18 protein-coding genes are annotated in these 20,516 nt (G+C 61.2%); 10 read left to right on the top strand and 8 right to left on the bottom strand.

Annotation, left to right across the window (positions count from 1 at the left end; genetic code table 11):
- Positions 1 to 21: 21 nt before the first annotated feature.
- The 4 genes from ACNQ62_RS10680 to ACNQ62_RS10665 all read left to right on the top strand — a co-directional run bounded on the left by ACNQ62_RS10680 (position 22) and on the right by ACNQ62_RS10665 (position 3,791).
- On the top strand, positions 22 to 675 hold the full coding sequence (locus ACNQ62_RS10680; RefSeq protein ID WP_289080035.1) for a protein-L-isoaspartate O-methyltransferase family protein: 654 nt from the start codon (positions 22 to 24) through the stop codon (positions 673 to 675).
- Between the two features lie 57 nt (positions 676 to 732).
- Positions 733 to 2,172: a TolC family outer membrane protein gene (locus tag ACNQ62_RS10675; RefSeq protein ID WP_418094856.1), complete on the top strand. Its 1,440-nt coding sequence runs from the start codon at positions 733 to 735 to the stop codon at positions 2,170 to 2,172.
- A 74-nt stretch (positions 2,173 to 2,246) separates the two neighbouring features.
- Positions 2,247 to 3,296 carry a hypothetical protein gene (locus ACNQ62_RS10670; protein WP_418094855.1) on the top strand — a complete coding sequence of 350 codons (1,050 nt, stop codon included), beginning with the start codon at positions 2,247 to 2,249 and terminating at the stop codon, positions 3,294 to 3,296.
- Positions 3,297 to 3,455: 159 nt separating this feature from the next.
- A complete protein-coding gene (locus tag ACNQ62_RS10665; protein ID WP_039912143.1) occupies positions 3,456 to 3,791 on the top strand; it encodes a DUF1992 domain-containing protein in 336 nt (111 codons plus the stop codon).
- Between the two features lie 298 nt (positions 3,792 to 4,089).
- Here ACNQ62_RS10665 and ACNQ62_RS10660 read toward each other — a convergent pair whose 3' ends face one another.
- The gene (locus ACNQ62_RS10660; protein WP_005849321.1) at positions 4,090 to 4,410 is read right to left on the bottom strand and encodes a DUF6280 family protein; all 321 of its coding nucleotides are present in this window, start codon (positions 4,408 to 4,410) and stop codon (positions 4,090 to 4,092) included.
- A gap of 220 nt (positions 4,411 to 4,630) precedes the next feature.
- Here ACNQ62_RS10660 and efp point away from each other — a divergent pair, with 220 nt between their 5' ends.
- Complete coding sequence (gene efp / locus ACNQ62_RS10655; protein WP_009825091.1) at positions 4,631 to 5,194, top strand: elongation factor P; 564 nt, start codon at positions 4,631 to 4,633, stop codon at positions 5,192 to 5,194.
- 215 nt (positions 5,195 to 5,409) lie between these two features.
- On the opposite strand, the gene ACNQ62_RS10650 is transcribed toward efp, so the two are convergent.
- A complete protein-coding gene (locus ACNQ62_RS10650; protein ID WP_064217069.1) occupies positions 5,410 to 6,153 on the bottom strand; it encodes a YgfZ/GcvT domain-containing protein in 744 nt (247 codons plus the stop codon).
- A gap of 66 nt (positions 6,154 to 6,219) precedes the next feature.
- On the opposite strand from ACNQ62_RS10650, the gene ACNQ62_RS10645 reads away from it, so the two are divergent.
- Positions 6,220 to 6,894, top strand: coding sequence for a TIGR04283 family arsenosugar biosynthesis glycosyltransferase (locus ACNQ62_RS10645; RefSeq protein WP_418094854.1), 675 nt, complete (start codon positions 6,220 to 6,222; stop codon positions 6,892 to 6,894).
- 20 nt (positions 6,895 to 6,914) lie between these two features.
- On the opposite strand, the gene ACNQ62_RS10640 is transcribed toward ACNQ62_RS10645, so the two are convergent.
- Positions 6,915 to 8,774: an ABC transporter ATP-binding protein gene (locus ACNQ62_RS10640; RefSeq protein WP_418094853.1), complete on the bottom strand. Its 1,860-nt coding sequence runs from the start codon at positions 8,772 to 8,774 to the stop codon at positions 6,915 to 6,917.
- Positions 8,775 to 8,923: 149 nt separating this feature from the next.
- On the opposite strand from ACNQ62_RS10640, the gene ACNQ62_RS10635 reads away from it, so the two are divergent.
- Positions 8,924 to 10,132 carry a pyridoxal-phosphate-dependent aminotransferase family protein gene (locus tag ACNQ62_RS10635; RefSeq protein WP_418094852.1) on the top strand — a complete coding sequence of 403 codons (1,209 nt, stop codon included), beginning with the start codon at positions 8,924 to 8,926 and terminating at the stop codon, positions 10,130 to 10,132.
- On the opposite strand, the gene ACNQ62_RS10630 is transcribed toward ACNQ62_RS10635, so the two are convergent.
- Complete coding sequence (locus tag ACNQ62_RS10630) at positions 10,129 to 10,311, bottom strand: hypothetical protein (protein ID WP_418094851.1); 183 nt, start codon at positions 10,309 to 10,311, stop codon at positions 10,129 to 10,131. The two genes, ACNQ62_RS10635 and ACNQ62_RS10630, sit on opposite strands and share 4 nt — an antisense overlap.
- 53 nt (positions 10,312 to 10,364) lie before the next feature.
- A complete protein-coding gene (locus tag ACNQ62_RS10625; RefSeq protein WP_418094850.1) occupies positions 10,365 to 11,468 on the bottom strand; it encodes a pyridoxal phosphate-dependent aminotransferase in 1,104 nt (367 codons plus the stop codon).
- A 137-nt stretch (positions 11,469 to 11,605) separates the two neighbouring features.
- Between ACNQ62_RS10625 and ACNQ62_RS10620 the strand changes: the two genes are divergently transcribed.
- The gene (locus ACNQ62_RS10620) at positions 11,606 to 12,397 is read left to right on the top strand and encodes a crotonase/enoyl-CoA hydratase family protein (RefSeq protein ID WP_418094849.1); all 792 of its coding nucleotides are present in this window, start codon (positions 11,606 to 11,608) and stop codon (positions 12,395 to 12,397) included.
- A gap of 208 nt (positions 12,398 to 12,605) precedes the next feature.
- Here ACNQ62_RS10620 and ACNQ62_RS10615 read toward each other — a convergent pair whose 3' ends face one another.
- The gene (locus ACNQ62_RS10615) at positions 12,606 to 15,542 is read right to left on the bottom strand and encodes a valine--tRNA ligase (RefSeq protein ID WP_418094848.1); all 2,937 of its coding nucleotides are present in this window, start codon (positions 15,540 to 15,542) and stop codon (positions 12,606 to 12,608) included.
- Between the two features lie 194 nt (positions 15,543 to 15,736).
- Between ACNQ62_RS10615 and ACNQ62_RS10610 the strand changes: the two genes are divergently transcribed.
- A complete protein-coding gene (locus ACNQ62_RS10610) occupies positions 15,737 to 18,034 on the top strand; it encodes a xanthine dehydrogenase family protein molybdopterin-binding subunit (protein WP_418094847.1) in 2,298 nt (765 codons plus the stop codon).
- A gap of 44 nt (positions 18,035 to 18,078) precedes the next feature.
- Here the strand turns inward: ACNQ62_RS10610 and ACNQ62_RS10605 are convergent, their stop codons facing one another.
- Both ACNQ62_RS10605 and metF read right to left on the bottom strand, forming a co-directional pair.
- Positions 18,079 to 18,564 carry a PaaI family thioesterase gene (locus ACNQ62_RS10605; RefSeq protein WP_418094846.1) on the bottom strand — a complete coding sequence of 162 codons (486 nt, stop codon included), beginning with the start codon at positions 18,562 to 18,564 and terminating at the stop codon, positions 18,079 to 18,081.
- A 73-nt stretch (positions 18,565 to 18,637) separates the two neighbouring features.
- Positions 18,638 to 19,504, bottom strand: a complete 867-nt coding sequence (gene metF / locus ACNQ62_RS10600) for a methylenetetrahydrofolate reductase [NAD(P)H] (RefSeq protein WP_005849299.1) — start codon at positions 19,502 to 19,504, stop codon at positions 18,638 to 18,640.
- Between the two features lie 96 nt (positions 19,505 to 19,600).
- Between metF and ACNQ62_RS10595 the strand changes: the two genes are divergently transcribed.
- On the top strand, positions 19,601 to 20,506 hold the full coding sequence (locus ACNQ62_RS10595; RefSeq protein WP_037963802.1) for a LysR family transcriptional regulator: 906 nt from the start codon (positions 19,601 to 19,603) through the stop codon (positions 20,504 to 20,506).
- Positions 20,507 to 20,516 lie beyond the last annotated feature (10 nt).

The following is a 20,516-nucleotide window of genomic DNA, read 5'->3' as shown; positions in this document are numbered from 1 at the left end:
CTGAACGAAAGAGTTTAGCTGATGACAGATTTCACAGCCCGCCGCACCATGATGGTTGATACTCAGGTGCGCCCTTCGGATGTTACCAAGTTCCCGATCATTGATGCGATGCTCAAGGTGGCGCGCGAGGATTTTGTGCCGGTGGCCCGCCGCGAGGCAGCTTATCTGGGCGAAAACATCAGCTTGGGCGAAGGACGCGTGCTGCTTGAGCCACGGACGCTGGCCAAGATGCTGGACGATCTTGGGGTCGAGAATGACGAGCTGGTGCTCGATATCGGCTGTGGCTACGGCTATTCCTCTGCCGTGATCGCACATATGGCCGAAGCGGTCGTCGCCGTCGAGGATGACGAGCAGATGGCGAAAGAAGCGCAGGAAACCCTGATCAACGCGGATATCGACAATGTCATCGTACACCACGGCCCGCTGGCTGATGGGGCACAGCAACATGGGCCCTATGATGTAGTTATCGTGCAAGGCGGCGTGGCTGACGTGCCCGAAGCGCTGTTGGCGCAGCTCAAGGACGGCGGGCGGATCGCTTGCCTGTTCATGGACGGCCCCCTGGGCGAGGTGCGATTGGGCTACAAAAGCGAACGTGGCATCAGCTGGCGCAAAAGTTTCAACGCCGCCGCCCCTGTCCTGGACGGGTTTACCCGCGCGAAAGAATTCCAGCTTTAAGCTATCAGAACTGCTGCAGATGACGGCAGATGCAGTGACACCGATGGAGTGTGAAATATGATGAATACGGGCAAGATGCGGTCCGTCCGCAGCATGATCGCGGCGTCCTGCGTCGGTTTGGGGCTGCTGGCACCGATGGACACACAGGCAGAGACATTGGCCGATGCGCTGGTCGGGGCCTATAACAACTCGGGCCTGCTGGACCAGAACCGCGCCGTGTTGCGCGCCGCAGACGAAGATGTGGCGATCGCGAAATCCGCGCTCAAGCCGGTGCTACAGTGGACGGGAAACCTGACACAATCCTATAACCGGTCGGTTAGCGGGGGCACCAGCAATATCCCGGCGGGTTTCAGAAGCTCTACCGATTCACTGACGACATCGGTGAACCTTGTGGCGTCGCTGCTGGTCTATGACTTCGGGTCGTCGCGCTATTCGATCGAGGCGGCAAAAGAAACCGTGCTTGCCACGCGCGAAACGCTGGTCAGCGCCGAACAGCAGATTCTGCTGCGCGCGGTTGATGCCTATATGACCGTGATCCAGACGCAGCAGCTTGTCTCTCTGGCCGAGAATAACGTGCGGGTTCTGACGCAGGAATTGCGGGCTGCCCGTGACCGTTTCGAAGTGGGGGAGGTGACCCGCACCGACGTATCGCTGGCTGAAGCAGAGCTGGCCGCCGCACGCAGCAATCTTGCCGGTGCGCAGGGCGATTTCATCAGCGCGAAAGCCTATTACAAGGTAGCCGTGGGGCGCGAGCCCGGTCGTCTAAGCCCGCCACCAAGCCTGCCGAAACTGTCCAACAGCATCGCGACGGCCAAGGCGCTGGCGGTGCGTCAGCACCCCGATATCCTGACCGTCCAGCACCAGGTCGCGGCTGCCGATCTGCTGGTACGCAGCAACGAAACCGCGCTGAAGCCCAATGTCTCGGTGCAGGGGTCTTACGGTCTGACCGAAACGTTTGATTCCCAAGCCTCGACACGCAGCGGGTCGATCGGCTTTCAGGTCGGGCAAACGATCTATCAAGGCGGTGCCTTGTCGGCCGGTGTTCGCAAGAGCCAGGCGCAGCGCGACGCACAGCGCGGCAATCTGCATGTGGTGGTAAAAGACGTGGAACGTGCGGTCAGCGATGCCTATGCGGGGCTTGCCTCTGCCCGGGCGCAGATCGAAGCCTCCCAGCGTCAGGTCCGCGCCGCACAGATCGCCTTTGACGGTATCCGCGAGGAAGCCAGCTTGGGCGCGCGCACCACACTTGATGTGCTGGACGCAGAGCAATCCTTGCTCGACGCCCGTTCTGCCCGTGTATCAGCGCAATCGCAGCTTTATGTTGCGGCCTATTCCGTGCTCTCCGCGACGGGTCAGCTGACCGCGCAGGACCTGAAACTGCCGGTGCAAATCTATGATCCATCCGCCTATTATAATATGGTTAAGGACGGCCCGACAAAATACTCCAAAGAGGGGAAGCAGTTGGATCGTGTGCTGAAGGCGCTGCAAAAAGACTGACATTTTCACCACCCCCATTGTGAGAAGCCAACCTTCGGGTTAGACTATTCGCGAAGAACGAGTGGTGATTAAATATGTCCGAAACCGTCACAAATGCAGAGGTCGAAGACGTGCTGTCTTCGATCCGCCGTCTGGTCTCAGAAGATCGCAAACCGGCGCAGAAGCCGTCGGAAGCGCCCGCGATTGAAGAGAAACTTGTGCTGACGCCGTCTTTGCGCGTGTCCAATGACGCGCCTGTGGCCGCCCCTCGGAAAGAGGCGAAGCCAGAGGCGGTTCAGCCCCGGTCGGCGTCCTATCAGGATGCGATGCAGGACATGGATGCGGACGTTGAGGCGGACGAGGCGGCGGATTTGTCCGCCTCGGATCGCAATCAAGTTGCCGAAGATTTTAAGTTTATTTCCGGCCGCGAACCGCGTTTTCGCGCCCAGTTCGCCACGCCCGCAGGGGATGGCAAGCCGCAGGATACGGCCGAGCCGCCGCGCAAGTTGGCCTTTAGCGCGCCACGTGCCGCGGCATACTCCACCGATATGCTCAACCTTGGCTCATCCGAGCTGGTCGATGACGTGCCACCGACGCCGGACCGGTTGAGCGCGAAAATCGCTGCCCTCGAAACAGCGATCAGCCGCATTCCCGAAAACTGGGAACCTGACGAGCCCGGCAAAAGCGATTATTCCGGCAGCGAAGACCCCGCGATGGCCTGGGAAGACGACGTCGAATTCGACGCCACCGGCGCGCCTGTGTCCGATGTCGCCCCAAAGGATGCGGAAGAGGCTCTGCTGGACAAGGATATGGGGTGGCACGATGCTGTCGAGCCCCATGCATCCCAAGAGCGTACCGAACCCCAAGATCGTGTTGTGGACGGCCCCTTTGCCACCCGTGTGACCGCAGCAGATGCGACTGTGACCGATACCACCGACGCGCAGGTCGAAACGGCGCAGGATGATGATGCGACGCACGGTTTCGGGCCGGATGAATATCTGGACGAAGAGATGTTGCGTGATCTGGTGTCCGAAATCGTCCGCACAGAGCTGCAGGGGGCCTTGGGTGAACGGATCACCCGCAACGTCCGCAAACTGGTGCGCCGTGAAATTCACCGCGCCCTGACGTCGCAAGATCTGGAATAAAGAACCTTTAGCGCGAAGGCGCATCTTAGTGGATAAAGGGGCAGGGCGTCACGCAAGCCCCTTGCCAGATGTTTTGCAGCTCAGGCCAAGACGCCGCCGCCGCAACGTCCGCTTCGAGCCCGTAGTATCCGTTACCTTAACACTGTGCTATTGGTCAGCATGATCCGAAATCTTCAGAGACTCATCGAGCGCCAGATACAGAAGGCGAAGCTACAAGGTCAGCTTGAAGGTCTTGAAGGCGAGGGCAAACCACTGCCTGATCGCTCAGCGGATGCTTTTGTGGATGCGGGAGAAGCTGCGGGGTTCCGGATTATGGCTCAAGCCGGTGTCGTGCCCGAAGAAATCGAACTCAAAAAGAAGATGGCTGCGCATCAGAGCCATCTTGCCACGCTTGCGAACGGGCCTGAACGGAAGGAAGCGATGGCTGAACTCGCTCGCCTTGAACTGCGATACAATATCGCTCGTGAAGCTCGCCAGAAGTTCATGCGCAGATAAATTCTACTCCCCATCTTTTTCGGAAAGCAGCGCGAGCACTTTTCCTGATCGCGCTGCCTCAGCGAACGCCAGCTTCGTCCGTACAGCCTAGATTCAAGACCCCAGCGCTCTCGCAGAAATCCGCCACTATCGGGGCTTTACCGTTTCGGCGCAACGCATCAGGTAAGCGGCAGGGCGTCACACCTTGCCCTTTTGCGCATCAGGCGGGCGCGACGCTTTCCGGCATAGCACAATCGCATTTAGCCAAAAAAAACGCGGCCCGTGAGCCGCGTCTTTTTGTTCAAACTTTTGGCAGTCTTCAGGCAGCTTCAGCCTGTTGTGCAGCGTGGCGACGCTCGGACTCTTCGCGGGACAGGGCGACAGAGGTACGGACACCCTTGCCAACGAAGTCCATCAGACCTTCGACAACACGCTCGTTGGGGTCGATGCCCGCGCAGCTCAATACTTCGCGGCCATCGCGGGAGCGAGCCCAACGGGCAATCTGTTCAGGACCGTTGCCGTATTTCTTGTCATCGGCAATCGCATCGTCCAATGCAGCCAGTACCACAGCTGCGAAAAGTTTGCGGGCACGGTTACCTTGTTCATTGTTAAAGGCAGTGCCATCAACGAAATCTTTCATCTCGTCGTCCTTTCTATTATTCTTGCTCTTGTCATTTAGGCGTGGGGTTCCTTATGACCGAAAGAGCTCGATTCGGATACACCTTTATTGCATAACACTCATGCATTTACTGCATGGCTTTCGCGGTTGCAGCATCGGGTGCGCTGTCTTGCGGGGGTCGACGTTGATATATATAGGTCGGTCCAATCTCTCTTCAACTTCATTGCTATGGTGCTGATACATGCCAAAGATTAACGGGAACGAAATTCGGCCAGGAAATGTGCTCGAGCATAACGGTGGTCTCTGGGCAGCGGTCAAGGTCGATCATGTCAAACCGGGCAAGGGCGGTGCCTTTGCTCAGGTCGAAATGCGCAACCTGCGCAACGGGTCGAAACTGAACGAACGCTTCCGCAGCGCCGACAAGGTTGAAAAGGTCCGGCTAGAGCAAAAAGACCAACAATTCCTGTATGAAGACGCAGGTATGCTGGTTCTGATGGACACCGAAACATACGAGCAAGTGCAGCTTTCAGCCGAGCTTCTGGGAGAGCGTCGCCCCTTCTTGCAGGACGGTATGATGGTCGTGGTCGAGTATCACGAGGAAGAGGCGCTGAACGCGTCCTTGCCACAAAAAGTAACCTGTAAAATTGTCGAAACTGAACCGGTCGTCAAAGGCCAGACAGCGGCGAATTCCTTCAAGCCAGCGGTGCTTGATAACGGCGTCAAAGTGATGGTGCCGCCCTTCGTCGGACAGGATGAAGAGATCATCGTGAACACCGAAACGATGGAATATTCCGAACGCGCGTAAGCTGTGGTGTGACGCTACGTCATAGCTTCGCTGCAGTGCAGAGCCCCGGTGAATGCCGGGGCTCTTTTGCGTTGCGGGGCAGGCGGGGTATTGGATTTGGGAGCCTCGGATCTCCCCAATCGCGGGTGTTTGTTGCTTATATGCAACTTTTCCGGCGGGCTGCGCACGCTGTCATCTTGGCCTGCCTAATATTTGCGCAGGGCCGTTGCGGGGCCTTAGCCGTCCGTCACCATCGTCACCGTGGCATCCCCCGCCTGCATCGCCGCCTTGGCGCGGTCATACCGCAGATAGGCCAGCGCGTGGGTGCCGGTGCGGGTAAAGATCGTACCAGCAGGTTTGCCCTCGGCGGTGATGTCCGTGCCGGGTTCTACCGGCGCGCTGATCTCGACCTGGGCCAAGCCTTTGCGCAGCTCGGTCTTGTGTTTCATGCGGGCCGTTACCTCTTGTCCGACATAGCAGCCCTTGCGAAAATCCACGCCGTTCAGCCGCTCGAACCCCATTTCGAGGATAAAGCTGTCCGAGGTAAGCTCTGCCCCGGTTTCAGGGATCATATAGGTCACCCGCAGCGCGTCCCAATCCGTGGTGTCATCGGTTTGCGGTGTGTCGCGATAGGCGCGCCAGCCCATGCGGGCATCGCGGGGGTCGCTATAGGCATCATCCGGTGCGTTCTCTAGCCCGCGGTGCAGATGCAGGCCGGTCGCGTCTATGGTGACATCAGCCCGCAGCTTGTACATGGTCAGACGTTGCACCAGCGCGTCGGCATCTGCCTCGGCCACGTCCAGCAAAACGCTGTCCCCGTCGGCGGACAGGAAGAAATCGGTGATGAATTTGCCTTGGGGCGTCAGGATCGCGGCATAGATCGGGGCCTGATCCAGCTTGCGGATATCGTTGGTCACAAGGCCCTGCAGAAACTCGCGGGTGTCGGGGCCTGACAGTCTCAGGATGCGGCGGCTGGTCATATCGCTTGTCCTTTCAATGGTTAACATGACATATAGCAGCGCAGTTCGAAGCTGAAAGGGGCAACCATGCGCGCGCCTATATCTGTTGTCATTCCGACCTTGAATGCCGAAGCGCCCCTGACCGGCTGCCTGACCGCCCTGATGGAGGGGCTGGAGGCGGAGCTGATCCGCGAGCTGATCATCAGCGACGGGGGATCAACCGACATGACCCTGACAATGGCAGAAGCGTGGGGCGCAGAGATCGTCAGCGGTCCGGCATCGCGGGGCGGACAGTTGCGGCGCGGCTGTGCGAAAGCGCAATCCGACTGGCTGCTGGTGTTACACGCCGATACGCGGCTGGCACCGGGGTGGACGGGGCCCGTCACCGCGCATCTGCGGGGGCATAAAGCGGGCTGGTGCCAGCTTCAATTCGATCAGGGCGGCATGGCCGGCAAAGCGGTGGCCGCTTGGGCGAACCTGCGTAGCCGTTTGGGGCTTCCCTATGGGGATCAGGGGCTGCTGCTGCCACGTGCGCTTTATCAATCGGTTGGTGGGTATCCTGATCAGCCGCTGATGGAGGATGTGGCGCTGGCCCGTGCCCTGCGTGGCCATCTGCTGGGGCTGGAGGTCACCGCGGTGACGTCCGCCGACAAATACGCGCGGCAGGGCTGGTTGCGTCGCGGGGCGCGTAACCTATGGACATTGATCCGCTATTTCGCGGGGGTCGCCCCGGCCAAGCTGGCCGAGGGCTATGCCAAGTGACCCGCGTGCCGGGGGGTGGCCTAGTTGCCGAACAGCCGGAGCCCGATACGTTGCAGCAGGTTCGGCTCGACAGGTTTGAGGCCGCGTTCCATGCGCCGCATCGCCGCTAGATTGCGCCCGTCGCTGACGGTTTTTCCATCCTCGAACTGAAGCCGATAGAGATCGGCATAGATGCCGCCACGGGCCAGAAGGTCTTCGTGTTTGCCTTCGTCCATGACGCGGCCACGGTCCATCACAACGATCTTATCCGCGCCGCGGATGGTAGACAGACGGTGGGCGATGACCAAGGTGGTGCGCCCCTGCGAGAGACGGTCCAGCGCTTGCTGCACGACTTTTTCTGACTGCGCGTCCAGCGCGCTGGTGGCTTCGTCCAACAGCAGGATCGGCGTGTTGCGCAGCAGGGCGCGGGCGATCACGACACGTTGGCGCTGCCCCCCCGACAGGGCAGAGCCGCGCGGGCCGACGCGGGTTTCAAGCCCGTGTTCAAGTTTGGGCAAAAAGTCCGACACATGCGCCGCATCCAGCGCGCGCTGCAGCTCTTCGTCAGATACATTCTCGCGGCCCAATACGATATTCTCGCGCAGGGTTTCATCAAACAAAAGCGCCTCTTGCGTCACGACAGAGAACAAGCCGCGCAGCGCGGGGATGTCCATCTCTGTCAGGGGGACGCCCGCGATGCTGACGTTGCCCTCTTGCGGGTCGATCAGACGGGTCAGCAGGTTGAATATCGTCGATTTCCCCGCGCCAGATGCGCCGACGAGCGCCGTCGTCTCGCCTGCCGCCGCATGCAGCGTGAGATTGTCCAGCACCTTGGCATCCCCGTAAGACAGGCTCACCCCTTCCAGCGCGATATGCGGTGGGGTGGTGGGCACAGGCGTGGGTTTGGCGGGCGAGGTGAGGTGTACCGGCTCGTCCATCAGCTCTTTCAGACGTTCCAGCGCGGCAGCAGCCGTCTGCCACAACCCGCTGATCGCCCCCAGCCGGCGCAGCGGGTTAAAGGTGAACCCCATCGCGGTAAAGAAGGTCATGAACTGACCGATGGTTTTCTCGCCCTCGATGATTTCGTTGCCGCCATAAAGGATCACGGCCATGAACCCGAGGCCCGAGATGATGTCGATCATCCCCGGAATGGCCGAGTTCCCGAAAGAGGCACGTACCTCGGTGCGGATATAAGTTCTGGTCAGGTCGCGGTATTGCTTGGCCTGATACTTCTCGAGCGCGTTGAGCTTGATTTGCACGATGCCGTGGAAAACCTCGTCCAGCCGTGTCGACAGGGTCGCGCCCAGATCCCGTGCCTCGCGCGACCGCGCGCGCACGAAGCGCTGCGCCAATGCTGCGGGCATCACCATCAGCGGCAAGCCGATGCAGGCCAGTAGCGCCCAGACCGGGTCGATAGAGATCGCGACGCCGAGCAACACGATGAGCCCGATCAAGTCGCGACCGGCACCGGTGATCACCGCCTGCCAGACCGACCCGATGGCATTCACATCCGATTGCACGCGCTGGATCAGAAAACCCGGGGGGTTCTGTTGGTGAAAGGCCCCGTCCTGCACCATCATCCGGTCCAGCAGATCGATCCGCATATCAGCCGCCGACTTCTGCTTGATGCGTGTCAGCAGCACCTTTTGCACCACACCCGACACGGCGCGCAGGACGAAAATGCCCACCAGCATCAGACCAACCCACAGCAATGCGCCTTTCTCACCAGCAACGAACACCTGATCGAACATCGGCTGCATCAGCTTTGCCAACCCGCCCATGGTCGAGGCCTCGATCGACATGAAGATGATCGCGACAAGCAGCACCCACATATGCTTTTTCAGATAGTCGCGCCAAAGCCAGGTCAGCAGTTCGCGCGAGGTATAGGTCACATCACTCATATAAAGGCCGGTTCCTTTGGGCATATACAGTTACGGGTTTACGCAGCCCTTAGGGGCAGGGCAAGCTGCCTGCGCGCTTTGTGTGATTGACGCGGCGCTGGCTGCGGATAAGTTGCAAGAGATTTTTCCTGCTGAAGGGCCCCCGTGTCATGCCGAAACTTTCCAACCTGTCCCAAGGGCGCGGCTACCTCGCGATCCCCGGTCCGTCGGTCATGCCCGAGGCTGTGTTGAACGCGATGCACCGTCCGGCCCCCAATATCTATGCCGGTGAGATCGTCGATATGATGCCGCCGTTGATGGAAGATCTGCGCCGTATCGCGGTCACGCAGCATCATGTGGCGATGTATATTGGCAACGGCCACGCCGCCTGGGAGGCATCGCTTAGCAATGTCGTAGCCCCCGGTGACAAGGTGCTGGTGCCCGCGACAGGGCGGTTCGGTCACGGCTGGGGCGATGCCGCCACAGGCATCGGGGCAGACGTCGAGGTGATGGATTTCGGCCTGCAATCCACTATGGACATCGACCAGATCGCCGATCGTCTTGAGGCGGACACCAACCACGAGATCAAAGCCGTGCTGGCCGTGCATGTGGATACCTCGACCTCGGTGGTCAATGACATCGCCGGTCTGCGCGCGGCACTGGATGCGGCAGATCACCCCGCGCTGCTGATGGTGGACTGTATCGCGTCCTTCGCGTGCGACCGCTTCGAGATGGACAATTGGGGGGCTGATGTCATGGTCACCGCCTGCCAGAAGGGGCTGATGGTCCCGCCCGGGGTGAGCTTCGTCTTTTTCAACGACCGTGCGGCTGCGGTGCGCGATGCGATGCCACGGGTCAGCCGTTTCTGGGATTGGACCCCGCGCGCCAATCCCGAGGAGTTCTACCAGTACCACTGCGGCACAGCCCCCACGCACCATATCTACGGCCTGCGCGCGGCGCTGGATATGATCCACGGCGAGGGGCTGGAAGCCGTCTGGCAGCGTCACGAGACCTTGGCGCGCGCGGTGTGGGCGGCCTGTGACGCGTGGGGGGCAGATGGCGACCTTTCCCTGAACATCGCCGATCGCGCTTTGCGCAGCCATGCGGTGACAGCGCTACGGCTCAAGGCCCCCCAAGCGACAGAGCTGCGCGACTGGGTCGAAGGCAACATCGGCCTGACCCTCGGCATCGGTCTGGGCATGGCCCCCAAGGGCAGCCCCGAAAGCCACGGTTTCTTCCGTCTGGGCCACATGGGGCACGTGAACGGACAGATGATCATGGGGATGCTCGGCGGGATAGAGGCCGGGATGTCCGCACTCGGGATCAAACGCGGCTCCGGCGCGCTAGAGGCCGCGGCGAAGGTGATCGGCGGGGCCTAGCCCTGTCGCGCGGCTATACGATCGATCATGGCATTGACGGCCCAGCCCGACAGCGCCACCGCCAGCAAGCCCCACAGCGCCCAGATCACAACGAATAGCCACAGGATATTGACGCCGAACATCACGACGCAGGCGCTGGTATAGTTAGGGGCCGATTGGCCGCGGTCGGAAGAGCGCATGATGCCACCTCGCAACTGGATCATGGCTCAGCATAGGCGGGATATGCGCTACGTCAGCCTTTTTTCGCATCCTCAAGGGCACCCGGCAACGCCGCGGCAAAGGCATCAAGGTTTTCTGGCGTGCCGCAGCTGACCCGAATACAGCGGTTCTGCGGCGCCGCAAAGGGCATGCGCACAAAGACGCCGCGCGCCACCAAACCGTCCAGCACCGCCTTGGCAAAGCGGCCGTCCGCTCCGCAATCAATCGCCACGAAATTCGCGGCAGAGGGAAGGGCAACCAACCCGTTATCCGCAGCGATCTGCGCAATCCGGTCCCGCGCCTCAGCGATTCGAGCCTGCACATGGGCCAGCCAGTCGCTGTCCTGCAAGGCCGCAAGCGCCCCGGCCTGTGCCGCGCGGTTCATCCCGAAATGGTTGCGCACCTTCCCAAAGGCTGTGATCAGATCCGGTGCACCGATGGCATAGCCAACCCGCGCCCCCGCCAGACCATGGGCCTTGGAGAAGGTCCTCATCCGGATCAGACGCGGGTCATCGGCGACAAGATCGGGGGCGGTGCCCTCGGGGGCGCAATCGATATAGGCCTCGTCCAGCACCAGCAGACAGCCCTTCGGCAATGCCTCTAGCGCGCTGGAAATGACGGGCCCTTCATGCCAGCTGCCCATAGGGTTGTCGGGATTCGCCAGATAGACCAGCTTGGCATCTACCTCGGCAGCTTTGGCAAATAGGGCCGCAGGATCCTCGTGATCACCGGCATAGGGCACCTTATGCAGCACACCGCCAAAGCCTGCCACGTGATAATTGAATGTCGGATAGGCCCCGTCCGAGGTCACGACCGCGTCCCCCTCCGTCACCATGAGCCGCACCAGATAGCCCAGCAACCCGTCGATCCCTTCGCCCACGATGATGTTGGCGGGCGAGATACCATGATGCGCCGCAAGTGCTGCGCGCAGGTCGTGGCTTTCCGGATCGCCGTACATCCACTGCTGGGCCTGCGCCATCGCCTCTATCGCGCGGGGAGAGGGGCCAAAGACGTTCTCGTTCGCCCCCAACCGCGCATCAAAGGCGCGCCCCATGGCGCGCTCCTGCGTTTCGGGGCCGACAAAGGGCACGGTAGAGGGCAGGGCGTCGGCAAGCGGGGTGAGGCGATACTGTGTCATGGGGATCAGCTACTGCATCTGCCATGCTTCGGGCAAGTGACATCAGCATGCCCGCGTGTGGTTTTGGGTGCCGTAGCGTTTCGCTTTGCAACACGCAGGCTTCATGCCCAAACTCACGAAAATTCAAGGAGGACCCAATGAGCCGCGTTTCCGTTACCTATGACAATCACATCGCCCATGTGCGCCTGACCCGCGCCGATAAAATGAATGCCGTTGATCAGGATATGATCGACGCCGTCATCGCCGCCGGGAACGAGGTCGCTACATCGAACGCGCGTGCCGTCGTGATCTCGGGCGAGGGCCGGGCGTTCTGCGCAGGCATCGACATCGGCAATATGGGGGCGCTGGCGGGCGGCGACCCGACGGAACGGATGATGACGCGCACCCATGGCGACGGCACCACCAACCAGTGGCAAGAGGTCGCGATGGTCTGGACCCGCGTCGGCGTGCCGGTGATCGCGGCGCTGCATGGCAAGACCTACGGCGCGGGCCTGCAAGTCGCGCTCGGGGCCGATATCCGCATCGCGGCCCCTGATACCGAAATGGCGGTAATGGAGATGAAATGGGGCATCGTCCCGGACATGGGCGGCATGGTCCTGCTGCCCAAACTGGTGCGCGGCGACGTGCTGCGCCTGATGACCTATACCGCGCAACCCATCGGGGCAGAGCAAGCCGAACGCTGGGGGCTCATCACCCAGATCGCCGAAGACCCGCTGGCCGCCGCGATGGCGCTTGCCACCACCATCGCGGGCAAAAGTCCAAGCGCGATCAAGGCCGCCAAACGTCTGACCGCCTTGGCAGAGACGGGAACCGCAACAGAGGTTTTGCGCGCGGAATCCCGTGAACAGGCGGCGCTGCTGGGACGCCCGCACCAAATGGAAGTCATCGCCGCCGAGTTCGGCAAACGCCCCGCGGTCTTCAAAGACTAGCGCCGCAAAAAAGTCAGCCCCGCCTGATCGCTCAGACGGGGCCTTCCAAATGGACGATCTTTGCTTCCCAGCGAGGACCGCAGGCGTATCTTGCACCGGTATTCGTTTCCAAATGGTAAAAAAAATCCTCGCCGAAGGCATCTTTTGGAGCGTCAAAAGAGATTTTTGCCTTCGGCGAGGATTTAATGCCATTTGGAAGCGGTGCTGATTATCCCAGCTCGGCCAAACGGTTCAGAGCGGCCTGAAGCTGGTCTGCTTCTTCCTGACGCGCATCAAGGTTGCTTTGGGCTTCTGCGACGACCTCCGCCGGGGCGGAGGCGGCGAATTTGGGGTTGTTCAGACGCCCCTTCAGACCACCGATTTCTTTACCCAGCTTGTCGAGCGACTTTTGCAGACGGGCTTTTTCCGCGTCGATGTCGATCAGTCCCGCAAGCGGGAGGCCAAAGCTCGCGCCCGGTGCGGCGATGGAGACGGTGCCTTTGGGGAAGCTCTCTGTCTTCTCAAGGGTTTCGACCCGCGCCAGACGTTTGATCATCGCCTCGTTGCGGTCCCATGCGGTTTGGCCGGCGTCGTCCATATCGGTATAGAGCATGGGCACTTTGAGCCCCGCAGGCACATGCATCTGTGCGCGCGCCGAACGGATGGATTCGATCAGGCCGATCACCCAGTTGAGTTCGCGGTCGGCGTCGGCGTCCAGCATCTCGGCGGTGCTGTAGGTCGGCCAGTCGCCATGCACCAGCATCTTGGGACGGGTCGCCGTGGTCTGCCACAGTTCCTCGGTGATGTAGGGCATGATCGGGTGGAGCAGTACAAGGCATTGATCCAGCACCCATTTCAGCGTCTGGCGAGTCTCGGCGGCCTCTGGCGCGTCGTCTTGCAGCAGGGGTTTGGAGAGTTCAACGTACCAGTCGCAGACCTTGCCCCAGACAAAGGCATAGAGCGCATTGGCCGCGTCGTTGAAACGGTAGTTGTCCAGTGCGGCGTCGACCTCTTCGCGGACGCGGGCGGTTTCGCCGATGATCCATTTGTTCAGCGTGTGATCGACCTGGGTGTGGCTGGTGTAGGTCACTGTCTCGACGCTGTCCTCGAACACGCCGTTCATCTCGGCGAAACGGTGGGCGTTCCACAGTTTGGTGCCGAAGTTGCGGTAGCCCGCGATGCGTGCGGTGGACAGTTTCAGGTCGCGCCCCATGGCGGCCATCGCCGTCAGGGTAAAGCGCACCGCATCCGCGCCGTATTCGTCGATCAGGTCCAGTGGGTCCAGCACGTTGCCAAGCGATTTGGACATCTTCTTGCCCTTCTCGTCGCGCACCAGCGCGTGGACATAGACGGTATCAAACGGCTTTTGATCGACCACGGCGTATTGCATCATCATCATCCGGGCGACCCAGAAAAAGATGATGTCAAAGCCGGTGATCAGCACCGAGGTGGGGAAGTATTTCGCCAGCTCATCCGTCTGTTCGGGCCAGCCGAGCGTGCCGATGGGCCAGAGGCCCGAGGAGAACCACGTGTCGAGAACATCAGGGTCGCGGGTGAGCGTCTTGCCTGGGGCCATTGCCTGTGCGTCGGCTTCGGTCGCCGCGCAGTATTCCTTGCCCTCGTCGTCGAACCACACAGGGATCTGGTGCCCCCACCACAATTGGCGCGAGATGCACCAGGGTTCGATGTTTTCCAGCCAGTTGAAATACACCTTGCGGTCCTGTTCGGGCAGGATCTGTACCTCGCCGTTGCGCACGGCGTCGATGGCGGGTTGCACGATCTTCGAGGTCTCGACAAACCATTGATCGGTCAGCATCGGTTCGATCACCACTTTCGACCGGTCGCCGAAAGGTTGCATGATCTTTTTGGGCTCGACCAGTGGGACCAGCGTCTCGTCCCGCTCTTCGCCGCCTTCTTCGGGGGCGAGGGGGGCTTTGACGGGTTTGCCAAGGCGTGGATCGGTTGGCGGCACCATGACGGCCAATCCTTCGGCGGTGATGTCGGCAATGACCTTGGTGCGCGCCTCGAACCGGTCGAGGCCGCGGTATTCTTCGGGGACGAGGTTGATTTCTGTCGCGTCCGCGGGCGCGTCTTCGCGGCCTTCAGCGATGGCGGCCGCGCGTGCGGCGGCGGCGTCATAGGGCAGGCCGTCGGCGCGCATGGCACCGCGGGTGTCCATCAGCGCGTAGAGCGGGATATTATTACGTTTGGCGACGCCGTAGTCGTTGAAGTCATGCGCGCCGGTGATCTTGACCGCGCCCGAGCCGAAATTCTTGTCGGGGTATTCGTCGGTGATGATCGGGATGCGGCGGCGCTGCGCCTTGGGGCCGACGGGGATTTCACACAGCTTGCCAACGATCGGCGCATAGCGCTCGTCAGAGGTGTGAACCGCGACCGCGCCATCGCCCAGCATCGTTTCGGGGCGGGTCGTCGCGATAGAGATATAGTCGCGTTCCTCGGAAAGCGTCACGTTACCGTCTTCGTCTTTCTCGACGTACGTGTAGGTCGCGCCATCGGCCAGCGGGTATTTGAAGTGCCACATGTGGCCGTCGACTTCGGTGGATTCGACTTCGAGGTCGGAAATCGCGGTCTCGAAATGCGGGTCCCAGTTGACCAGACGCTTGCCGCGATAGATCAGGCCCTTGTTATACATATCCACGAAGACCTTGATCACGGCGTCGTGGAAGTTGCCTTCCTCGCCCGCGGGGGCACCGGGGGCACCGGACATGGTGAAGGCGTTGCGTGACCAATCAAGCGAGGTGCCCAGACGTTTGAGCTGGCCGATGATCGTGCCGCCGGACTTCTGCTTTTGCTCCCACACTTTGGCGGTGAAATCCTCGCGGGTGAAATCGGTGCGGCGTTTGCCGTCTTTGGCAAGTTCGCGTTCCACCACCATTTGCGTTGCGATACCGGCGTGGTCCTGACCGGGCTGCCAGAGCGTGTCAAAGCCGCGCATCCGGTGCCAACGCACCAGAATATCCTGCAATGTATTGTTGAACGCGTGGCCCATGTGCAGCGATCCTGTCACGTTGGGCGGCGGGATCATGACCGAAAAGGTTTCCTTGCGCGAGGCATTGGCACCGGCTTTGAAGGCACCGGACTCTTCCCATGCGGCATAGAGGCGGGCTTCGGCCTGGGCGGCGTCAAAATTCTTGTCGAGGGCCATGATCAGCGTCCTTCTATTCACGTAGCGCTTTGAGCTTTGGGATGATCTAGCCGAGCGGGGCGTAAAGGGGAAGGCTGGGGGGCCGAAAACTTGGCGTAGCAGCCCCAGCTTTCGCCCCGCGTCGTATGGACATCGCCGGTTTGGCGCTTAAGGTCGGGCGCAACACCAAGATGATGATCAAAGGATGCCGCCAGATGGAAAAATTCGGGAAAAGCCAACCGGTCAAACGGGTCGAGGATGTGCGGTTTCTGACCGGCGAGGGGCGCTATGTGGATGACATCGCGCCAACCGACGCGCTGCATGCCTATTTCTTCCGCTCGCCCGTCGCACATGGGGTGATCACGACGCTGGATGTCACAGATGCGGCCGAGGCAGAGGGCGTGCATGCGGTGCTCACGATCGAGGATCTGGAAGCGGCGGGGATGGATATCTCTATGGCGGCGACCGTGTTGCAGAACCGCGATGGCACGGAAGGGGCCAAGCCCTTGCGCCCGATGCTCGCCAAGGGGCGCGTGCGCTTCGTAGGGGAGCCCGTCGCGGTGGTGATTGCCGAGACATTGAACCAGGCGCGCGACGCGGCGGAGCTGATCGCATTCGACGTTGACGATCTGCCCACCCATATGACGTTGGAACGGGGCGGAGAGATGCTGCACCCCGAAGCGCCGGACAACATGGCTTTTGACTGGGGCATGGGCGACGAGGCGGCGACGCAAAAGGCATTTGATGCCGCTGAGAAAACCGTCAGCCTGAACGTGGGCGACAACCGTATCATCGTCAACGCGATGGAGCCGCGCGGCTGCTATGCGGAATGGAACGACGGCAAGGTGCATCTTGCGAACAACGGGCAGGGCGTCTGGGTGCACAAGGGCAACCTCAAGCGCGTTTTCGGGCTGGATGATGACCATGTGCAGGTCACAAACCCCGACACAGGCGGCGGTTTCGGCATGAAGGCAGCGGCCTATCCCGAATATTTCTCGGTCGCGCAGGCGGCGCGGGCCCTGGGGCGTCCGGTGCGCTGGATGTCGGACCGGACCGAAGCCATGCTCAGCGACAATGGCGGGCGCGATCTGACGTCGCTTGCGGAATTCGCCTTTGACGAAAACAACAAGATCACGGCCTACCGCGTCCGCACCAAATGCAACCTCGGGGCCTATAACAGCCAGTTCGGCCAGCCCATTCAGGCGCTGCTGTTCAGCAAGGTCTTGATGGGTGTCTATGATGTGCAGACCACATGGCTGCAGGTCGAAGGCTACTACACCAACACGGTGCAGACCGATGCCTATCGTGGTGCCGGCCGACCCGAGGCGATCTATGTGCTGGAGCGCTTGATGGACCGCGCCGCGCGCGAGTTGGGCGTCGACCCGTGGGAACTGCGCCGGATCAACTTTATCAAGCCCGAGCAGTTTCCCTATACCTCTGCCACGGGCGAGCTTTACGATGTGGGCGAATTCAACCGCTTGCTGTCCCGCGTCGCCGTCGAGGCGGATCATGATGGCTTTGCAGCGCGCAAGGCGGCGGATGCGGCCAAGGGGCTGCTGCGCGGGCAGGGGCTTTGCTATTACATCGAAAGCATCCTTGGCGATCCGGCAGAGGGGGCCAAGGTCGAGTTCAACGAAGACGGCACCGTGTTCATCTATGTTGGCACTCAATCGAACGGACAGGGGCATGAAACCGTCTATGCGCAATTCCTGTCGGATCAGACCGGGATACCGGCTGAACTGATCCACGTCATTCAAGGCGATAGCGATCTGATCAAACAGGGCGGCGGGACTGGCGGCTCGCGCTCTGTCACCACGCAAAGCACGGCAACGCTGGCGACGGTGGCCAAGATGACCGAAGCGTTCACCGCCTTTCTGTCCGACGAAATGGGCGTGCCCGCGGCGCAGATCAGCTTTGACGACGAACGCTTCCGCGCGGATGGGTCGAACATGACCCCCACCATGCTGGAGGTCGCCGAGATGGCCCGCCAGAAAGGCCGCGACGATCTGCTGGTGCACCACGAACGGGCGACCTTGCCGGGGCGCAGCTATCCCAACGGGGCGCATGTGTCCGAGGTGGTGATCGACCCCGAAACAGGCGTTGTGACCGTTGACCGCTATACGGTGGTGGATGATTTTGGAAATCTGATCAACCCGATGCTGGCCGAAGGTCAGGTGCATGGCGGGGTGGTGCAGGGCATCGGCCAAGCTATTCAGGAGCATGTGGTCTATGACGAAGACGGCCAACTGCTGACGGCCTCTTTCATGGATTACGCGATCCCGCGCGCGGCGGATGTGCCGTTCGTGTCCTTCAACTCCGAACCCGTGCCATCTACGGCGAACCTGATGGGGATGAAGGGCTGTGGCGAGGCGGGGACCGTGGGTGCATTGGCGGCCGTGTCGAACGCGGTACAGGATGCCCTGTGGGAGCGTGGCGTGCGTCAGGCCGACATGCCGTTCACACCGCATAAAGTCTGGGCCTTGCTGAACGACAGCGCCATCGCGGCAGAGTGAGCTTGGCTTGTCTCGGGGCGCATCACCCGCCCCGAGACTGCGGTTTAGCCCGTGATCTTCATCACGATGCAGGTGGTTGAGCCGGTGGCATACAGCTTGCCATCCTCGACCCCGCGAATCTCGCCATGTGCGACACCGGTAGAACGACCCACGTGATCGGTCGTGCCGATGCAGTCGATCTGCATGCCCAAGGGGATCGAACGCAGAATGTTAATCTTGTATTCCAGGGTCGTATAAACCGACCCGCGCGGGACTTTGGTCATCACGGCGCAGGCCATCGCGGAATCGAGCAAGGTGCCGTACCAGCCCCCATGGACAGTCCCCATCGGGTTGGTCACGTTGAACTCGGGCGTGCCGCGAAATACCGCGCGGCCCTCGGCCACGTCATGCAGCGCATAGCCCAAGGTGCCGCCAATGGGCGGGCCGGGGTTGGTGCCGTCCAGGATCTTCTGCATGAATTCCAACCCGCTGAGAGAGAGCGCTTCGGATTGGCTCAGCAAATCTTCGGGTGTTTCGGCGAGGCGTGGCATAAAAAATCTCCGGCAGTTGAATGCCGGAGAAGACTGTTCTGTTCTTGACCCAAGGGCAAGTTGTGCGGTGGTTTTACGCCACGTCGGACAGCGATGTTTGCGCCGTCACCCCAAGGGCACGACAGACGGCGCGGGTCAGCTCGGGCCGGTTGAGCGTGTAGAAGTGCAGGTTCTCGACACCTTCCGACACCAGTTCGCTGCACATTTCGGTGCAGAGCGCGGTGGACAGCAGATCGTGGCGGTCATCGCGGATCGCGGCGGCATAGGCTTCGTCCAGTGCTGCTGGCACGCTGGCCCCACAGCGGGTGGCAAAGTTGCGCGCCGATTTCCAGTTTGTCACCGGCATGATGCCCGGGGTGATCGTCTTGGTGATCCCCGCCGCGGCACAGGCGTCGCGGAAGCGCAGGAATGTTTCGGTCTCGAAGAAGAACTGGGTGATCGCCTCGTCCGCGCCAGCGTCGAATTTGCGCTTCAGCCATTCGACGTTCTGCGCCTGATCATGGGATTCGGGGTGCGGTTCGGGGTAGGCCCCGACGCGCAGGGTGAACTTGCCGGTCTTTGCCAGCGCCTCGATCAGCTCGACACTGTCGGCAAAGCCGTCCGCGTGGGGCGTGAAGGTCGGTGCACCGTTTTCGGGATCCCCGCGCAGGGCGACAATATCGGTCACGCCGATCTCGGCAAAGCTGTCGGCGACCTCAAGCGTCTCGGCCTTGCTGGCCCCCACGCAGGTCAGATGCGCGGCAACGGGCAGGCCAGAGGTGCGGCGCAGCACATGGGCAGAATCATGGGTCAGGTCGCGGGTAGACCCGCCCGCGCCGTAGGTCACGGAAAAGAAACGTGGGGCCAGCGGTGCCAGGGCCTGCGCCGTGTCCCAAAGACGGAACGACGCGTCCACGGATTTGGGCGGAAAGACTTCGAATGAAACGGCGGGACTGGTCATTTTTACGATCCTGTTTTTAGCTTTCATCTCTTGTCGCACAGATGCGGTTGTGAAACAAACTCATAACTTTCATTTTCAACATGAGGAACGCCTCATATGCATATCGAGTTCCGTCACCTGCGCACCATTCAGGCGATTCACGAAGCAGGCGGGCTGGCCCGCGCGGCAGAGACGATGAACATCACCCAATCAGCCCTGTCCCATCAGGTAAAGGGGTTGGAGGATCAGGCTGGCGTGGAACTGTTCGTGCGCCGGTCCAAACCGCTGAAGCTGTCGCCCGCAGGCTTGCGGCTGCTCAAGCTGGCGCAGCAGGTCTTGCCGCAGCTTGAAGCAGCGCAGGCCGAATTCATGGGTCTGCGCGCGGGCAGCACAGGGCGCATGCATATCGCGATCGAATGTCACGCCTGTTTCGAATGGCTGTTCCCCGTGCTCGAACAATTCCGCAAAAGCTGGCCCGATGTGGATGTGGATATCCGCCCCGGTCTCGCGTTCGACGCCTTGCCTGCCTTGCTGCGCGAAGAGGTCGATCTGGTGGTGTCTTCCGACCCCGAAGAGCTGCCGGGCGTGAAATTCGTCGAGCTGTTTGATTACAAGGCGGTCTTTGTCGCCTCCAGCACGCATCCTTTGGCGCAGAAGCCCTTTGTTGAAGCGGCGGATTTCCGGGGCGAGACGCTGATCACCTATCCGGTGGAACGGACCCGTCTGGATGTGTTCAGTCAGCTCTTGATCCCCGCCAAGGTCGAACCGCTTGCGATCCGGCAGGTGGAGCTGACGGCGGTGATCCTGCTGCTGGTCGCGTCGAACAGGGGCGTGTCGGTGCTGCCCGATTGGGTCGTGCGCGAGGTGAAATACAGCAATGATTACGTCACCCGTCCGCTGACCGAGAACGGCATCACCCGCAGGCTTTATGCGGCGGTGCGCGAGGATGATCTGGAGAAACCGTTTATGACCAAGCTCTTGGGGTTGGCAGGGGAAGAGGCGCGCAAACTGCAGCGGGCCTGATCGCTGATGC

Source organism: Sulfitobacter sp. SBS6, assembly GCF_048285585.1.
Classification (GTDB): domain Bacteria; phylum Pseudomonadota; class Alphaproteobacteria; order Rhodobacterales; family Rhodobacteraceae; genus Sulfitobacter; species Sulfitobacter pontiacus.
The sequence above is the reverse complement of the archived record's forward strand: the minus strand, read 5'-3'. Positions and strand labels throughout refer to the sequence as shown.

Bases quoted from the DNA above. Each gene is read 5' to 3' on its own strand.
- ACNQ62_RS10660 (WP_005849321.1), bottom strand. From the start codon at position 4,410: ATGAAAGATTTCGTTGATGGCACTGCCTTTAACAATGAACAAGGTAAC.
- ACNQ62_RS10595 (WP_037963802.1), top strand. From the start codon at position 19,601: ATGCATATCGAGTTCCGTCACCTGCGCACCATTCAGGCGATTCACGAA.
- ACNQ62_RS10640 (WP_418094853.1), bottom strand. From the start codon at position 8,774: ATGAGTGATGTGACCTATACCTCGCGCGAACTGCTGACCTGGCTTTGG.
- ACNQ62_RS10635 (WP_418094852.1), top strand. From the start codon at position 8,924: ATGCCGAAACTTTCCAACCTGTCCCAAGGGCGCGGCTACCTCGCGATC.
- ACNQ62_RS10680 (WP_289080035.1), top strand. From the start codon at position 22: ATGACAGATTTCACAGCCCGCCGCACCATGATGGTTGATACTCAGGTG.
- ACNQ62_RS10615 (WP_418094848.1), bottom strand. From the start codon at position 15,542: ATGGCCCTCGACAAGAATTTTGACGCCGCCCAGGCCGAAGCCCGCCTC.
- ACNQ62_RS10670 (WP_418094855.1), top strand. From the start codon at position 2,247: ATGTCCGAAACCGTCACAAATGCAGAGGTCGAAGACGTGCTGTCTTCG.
- efp (WP_009825091.1), top strand. From the start codon at position 4,631: ATGCCAAAGATTAACGGGAACGAAATTCGGCCAGGAAATGTGCTCGAG.
- ACNQ62_RS10645 (WP_418094854.1), top strand. From the start codon at position 6,220: ATGCGCGCGCCTATATCTGTTGTCATTCCGACCTTGAATGCCGAAGCG.
- ACNQ62_RS10630 (WP_418094851.1), bottom strand. From the start codon at position 10,311: ATGCGCTCTTCCGACCGCGGCCAATCGGCCCCTAACTATACCAGCGCC.
- ACNQ62_RS10675 (WP_418094856.1), top strand. From the start codon at position 733: ATGATGAATACGGGCAAGATGCGGTCCGTCCGCAGCATGATCGCGGCG.
- ACNQ62_RS10665 (WP_039912143.1), top strand. From the start codon at position 3,456: ATGATCCGAAATCTTCAGAGACTCATCGAGCGCCAGATACAGAAGGCG.
- ACNQ62_RS10610 (WP_418094847.1), top strand. From the start codon at position 15,737: ATGGAAAAATTCGGGAAAAGCCAACCGGTCAAACGGGTCGAGGATGTG.
- ACNQ62_RS10620 (WP_418094849.1), top strand. From the start codon at position 11,606: ATGAGCCGCGTTTCCGTTACCTATGACAATCACATCGCCCATGTGCGC.
- ACNQ62_RS10605 (WP_418094846.1), bottom strand. From the start codon at position 18,564: ATGCCACGCCTCGCCGAAACACCCGAAGATTTGCTGAGCCAATCCGAA.
- ACNQ62_RS10625 (WP_418094850.1), bottom strand. From the start codon at position 11,468: ATGACACAGTATCGCCTCACCCCGCTTGCCGACGCCCTGCCCTCTACC.
- metF (WP_005849299.1), bottom strand. From the start codon at position 19,504: ATGACCAGTCCCGCCGTTTCATTCGAAGTCTTTCCGCCCAAATCCGTG.
- ACNQ62_RS10650 (WP_064217069.1), bottom strand. From the start codon at position 6,153: ATGACCAGCCGCCGCATCCTGAGACTGTCAGGCCCCGACACCCGCGAG.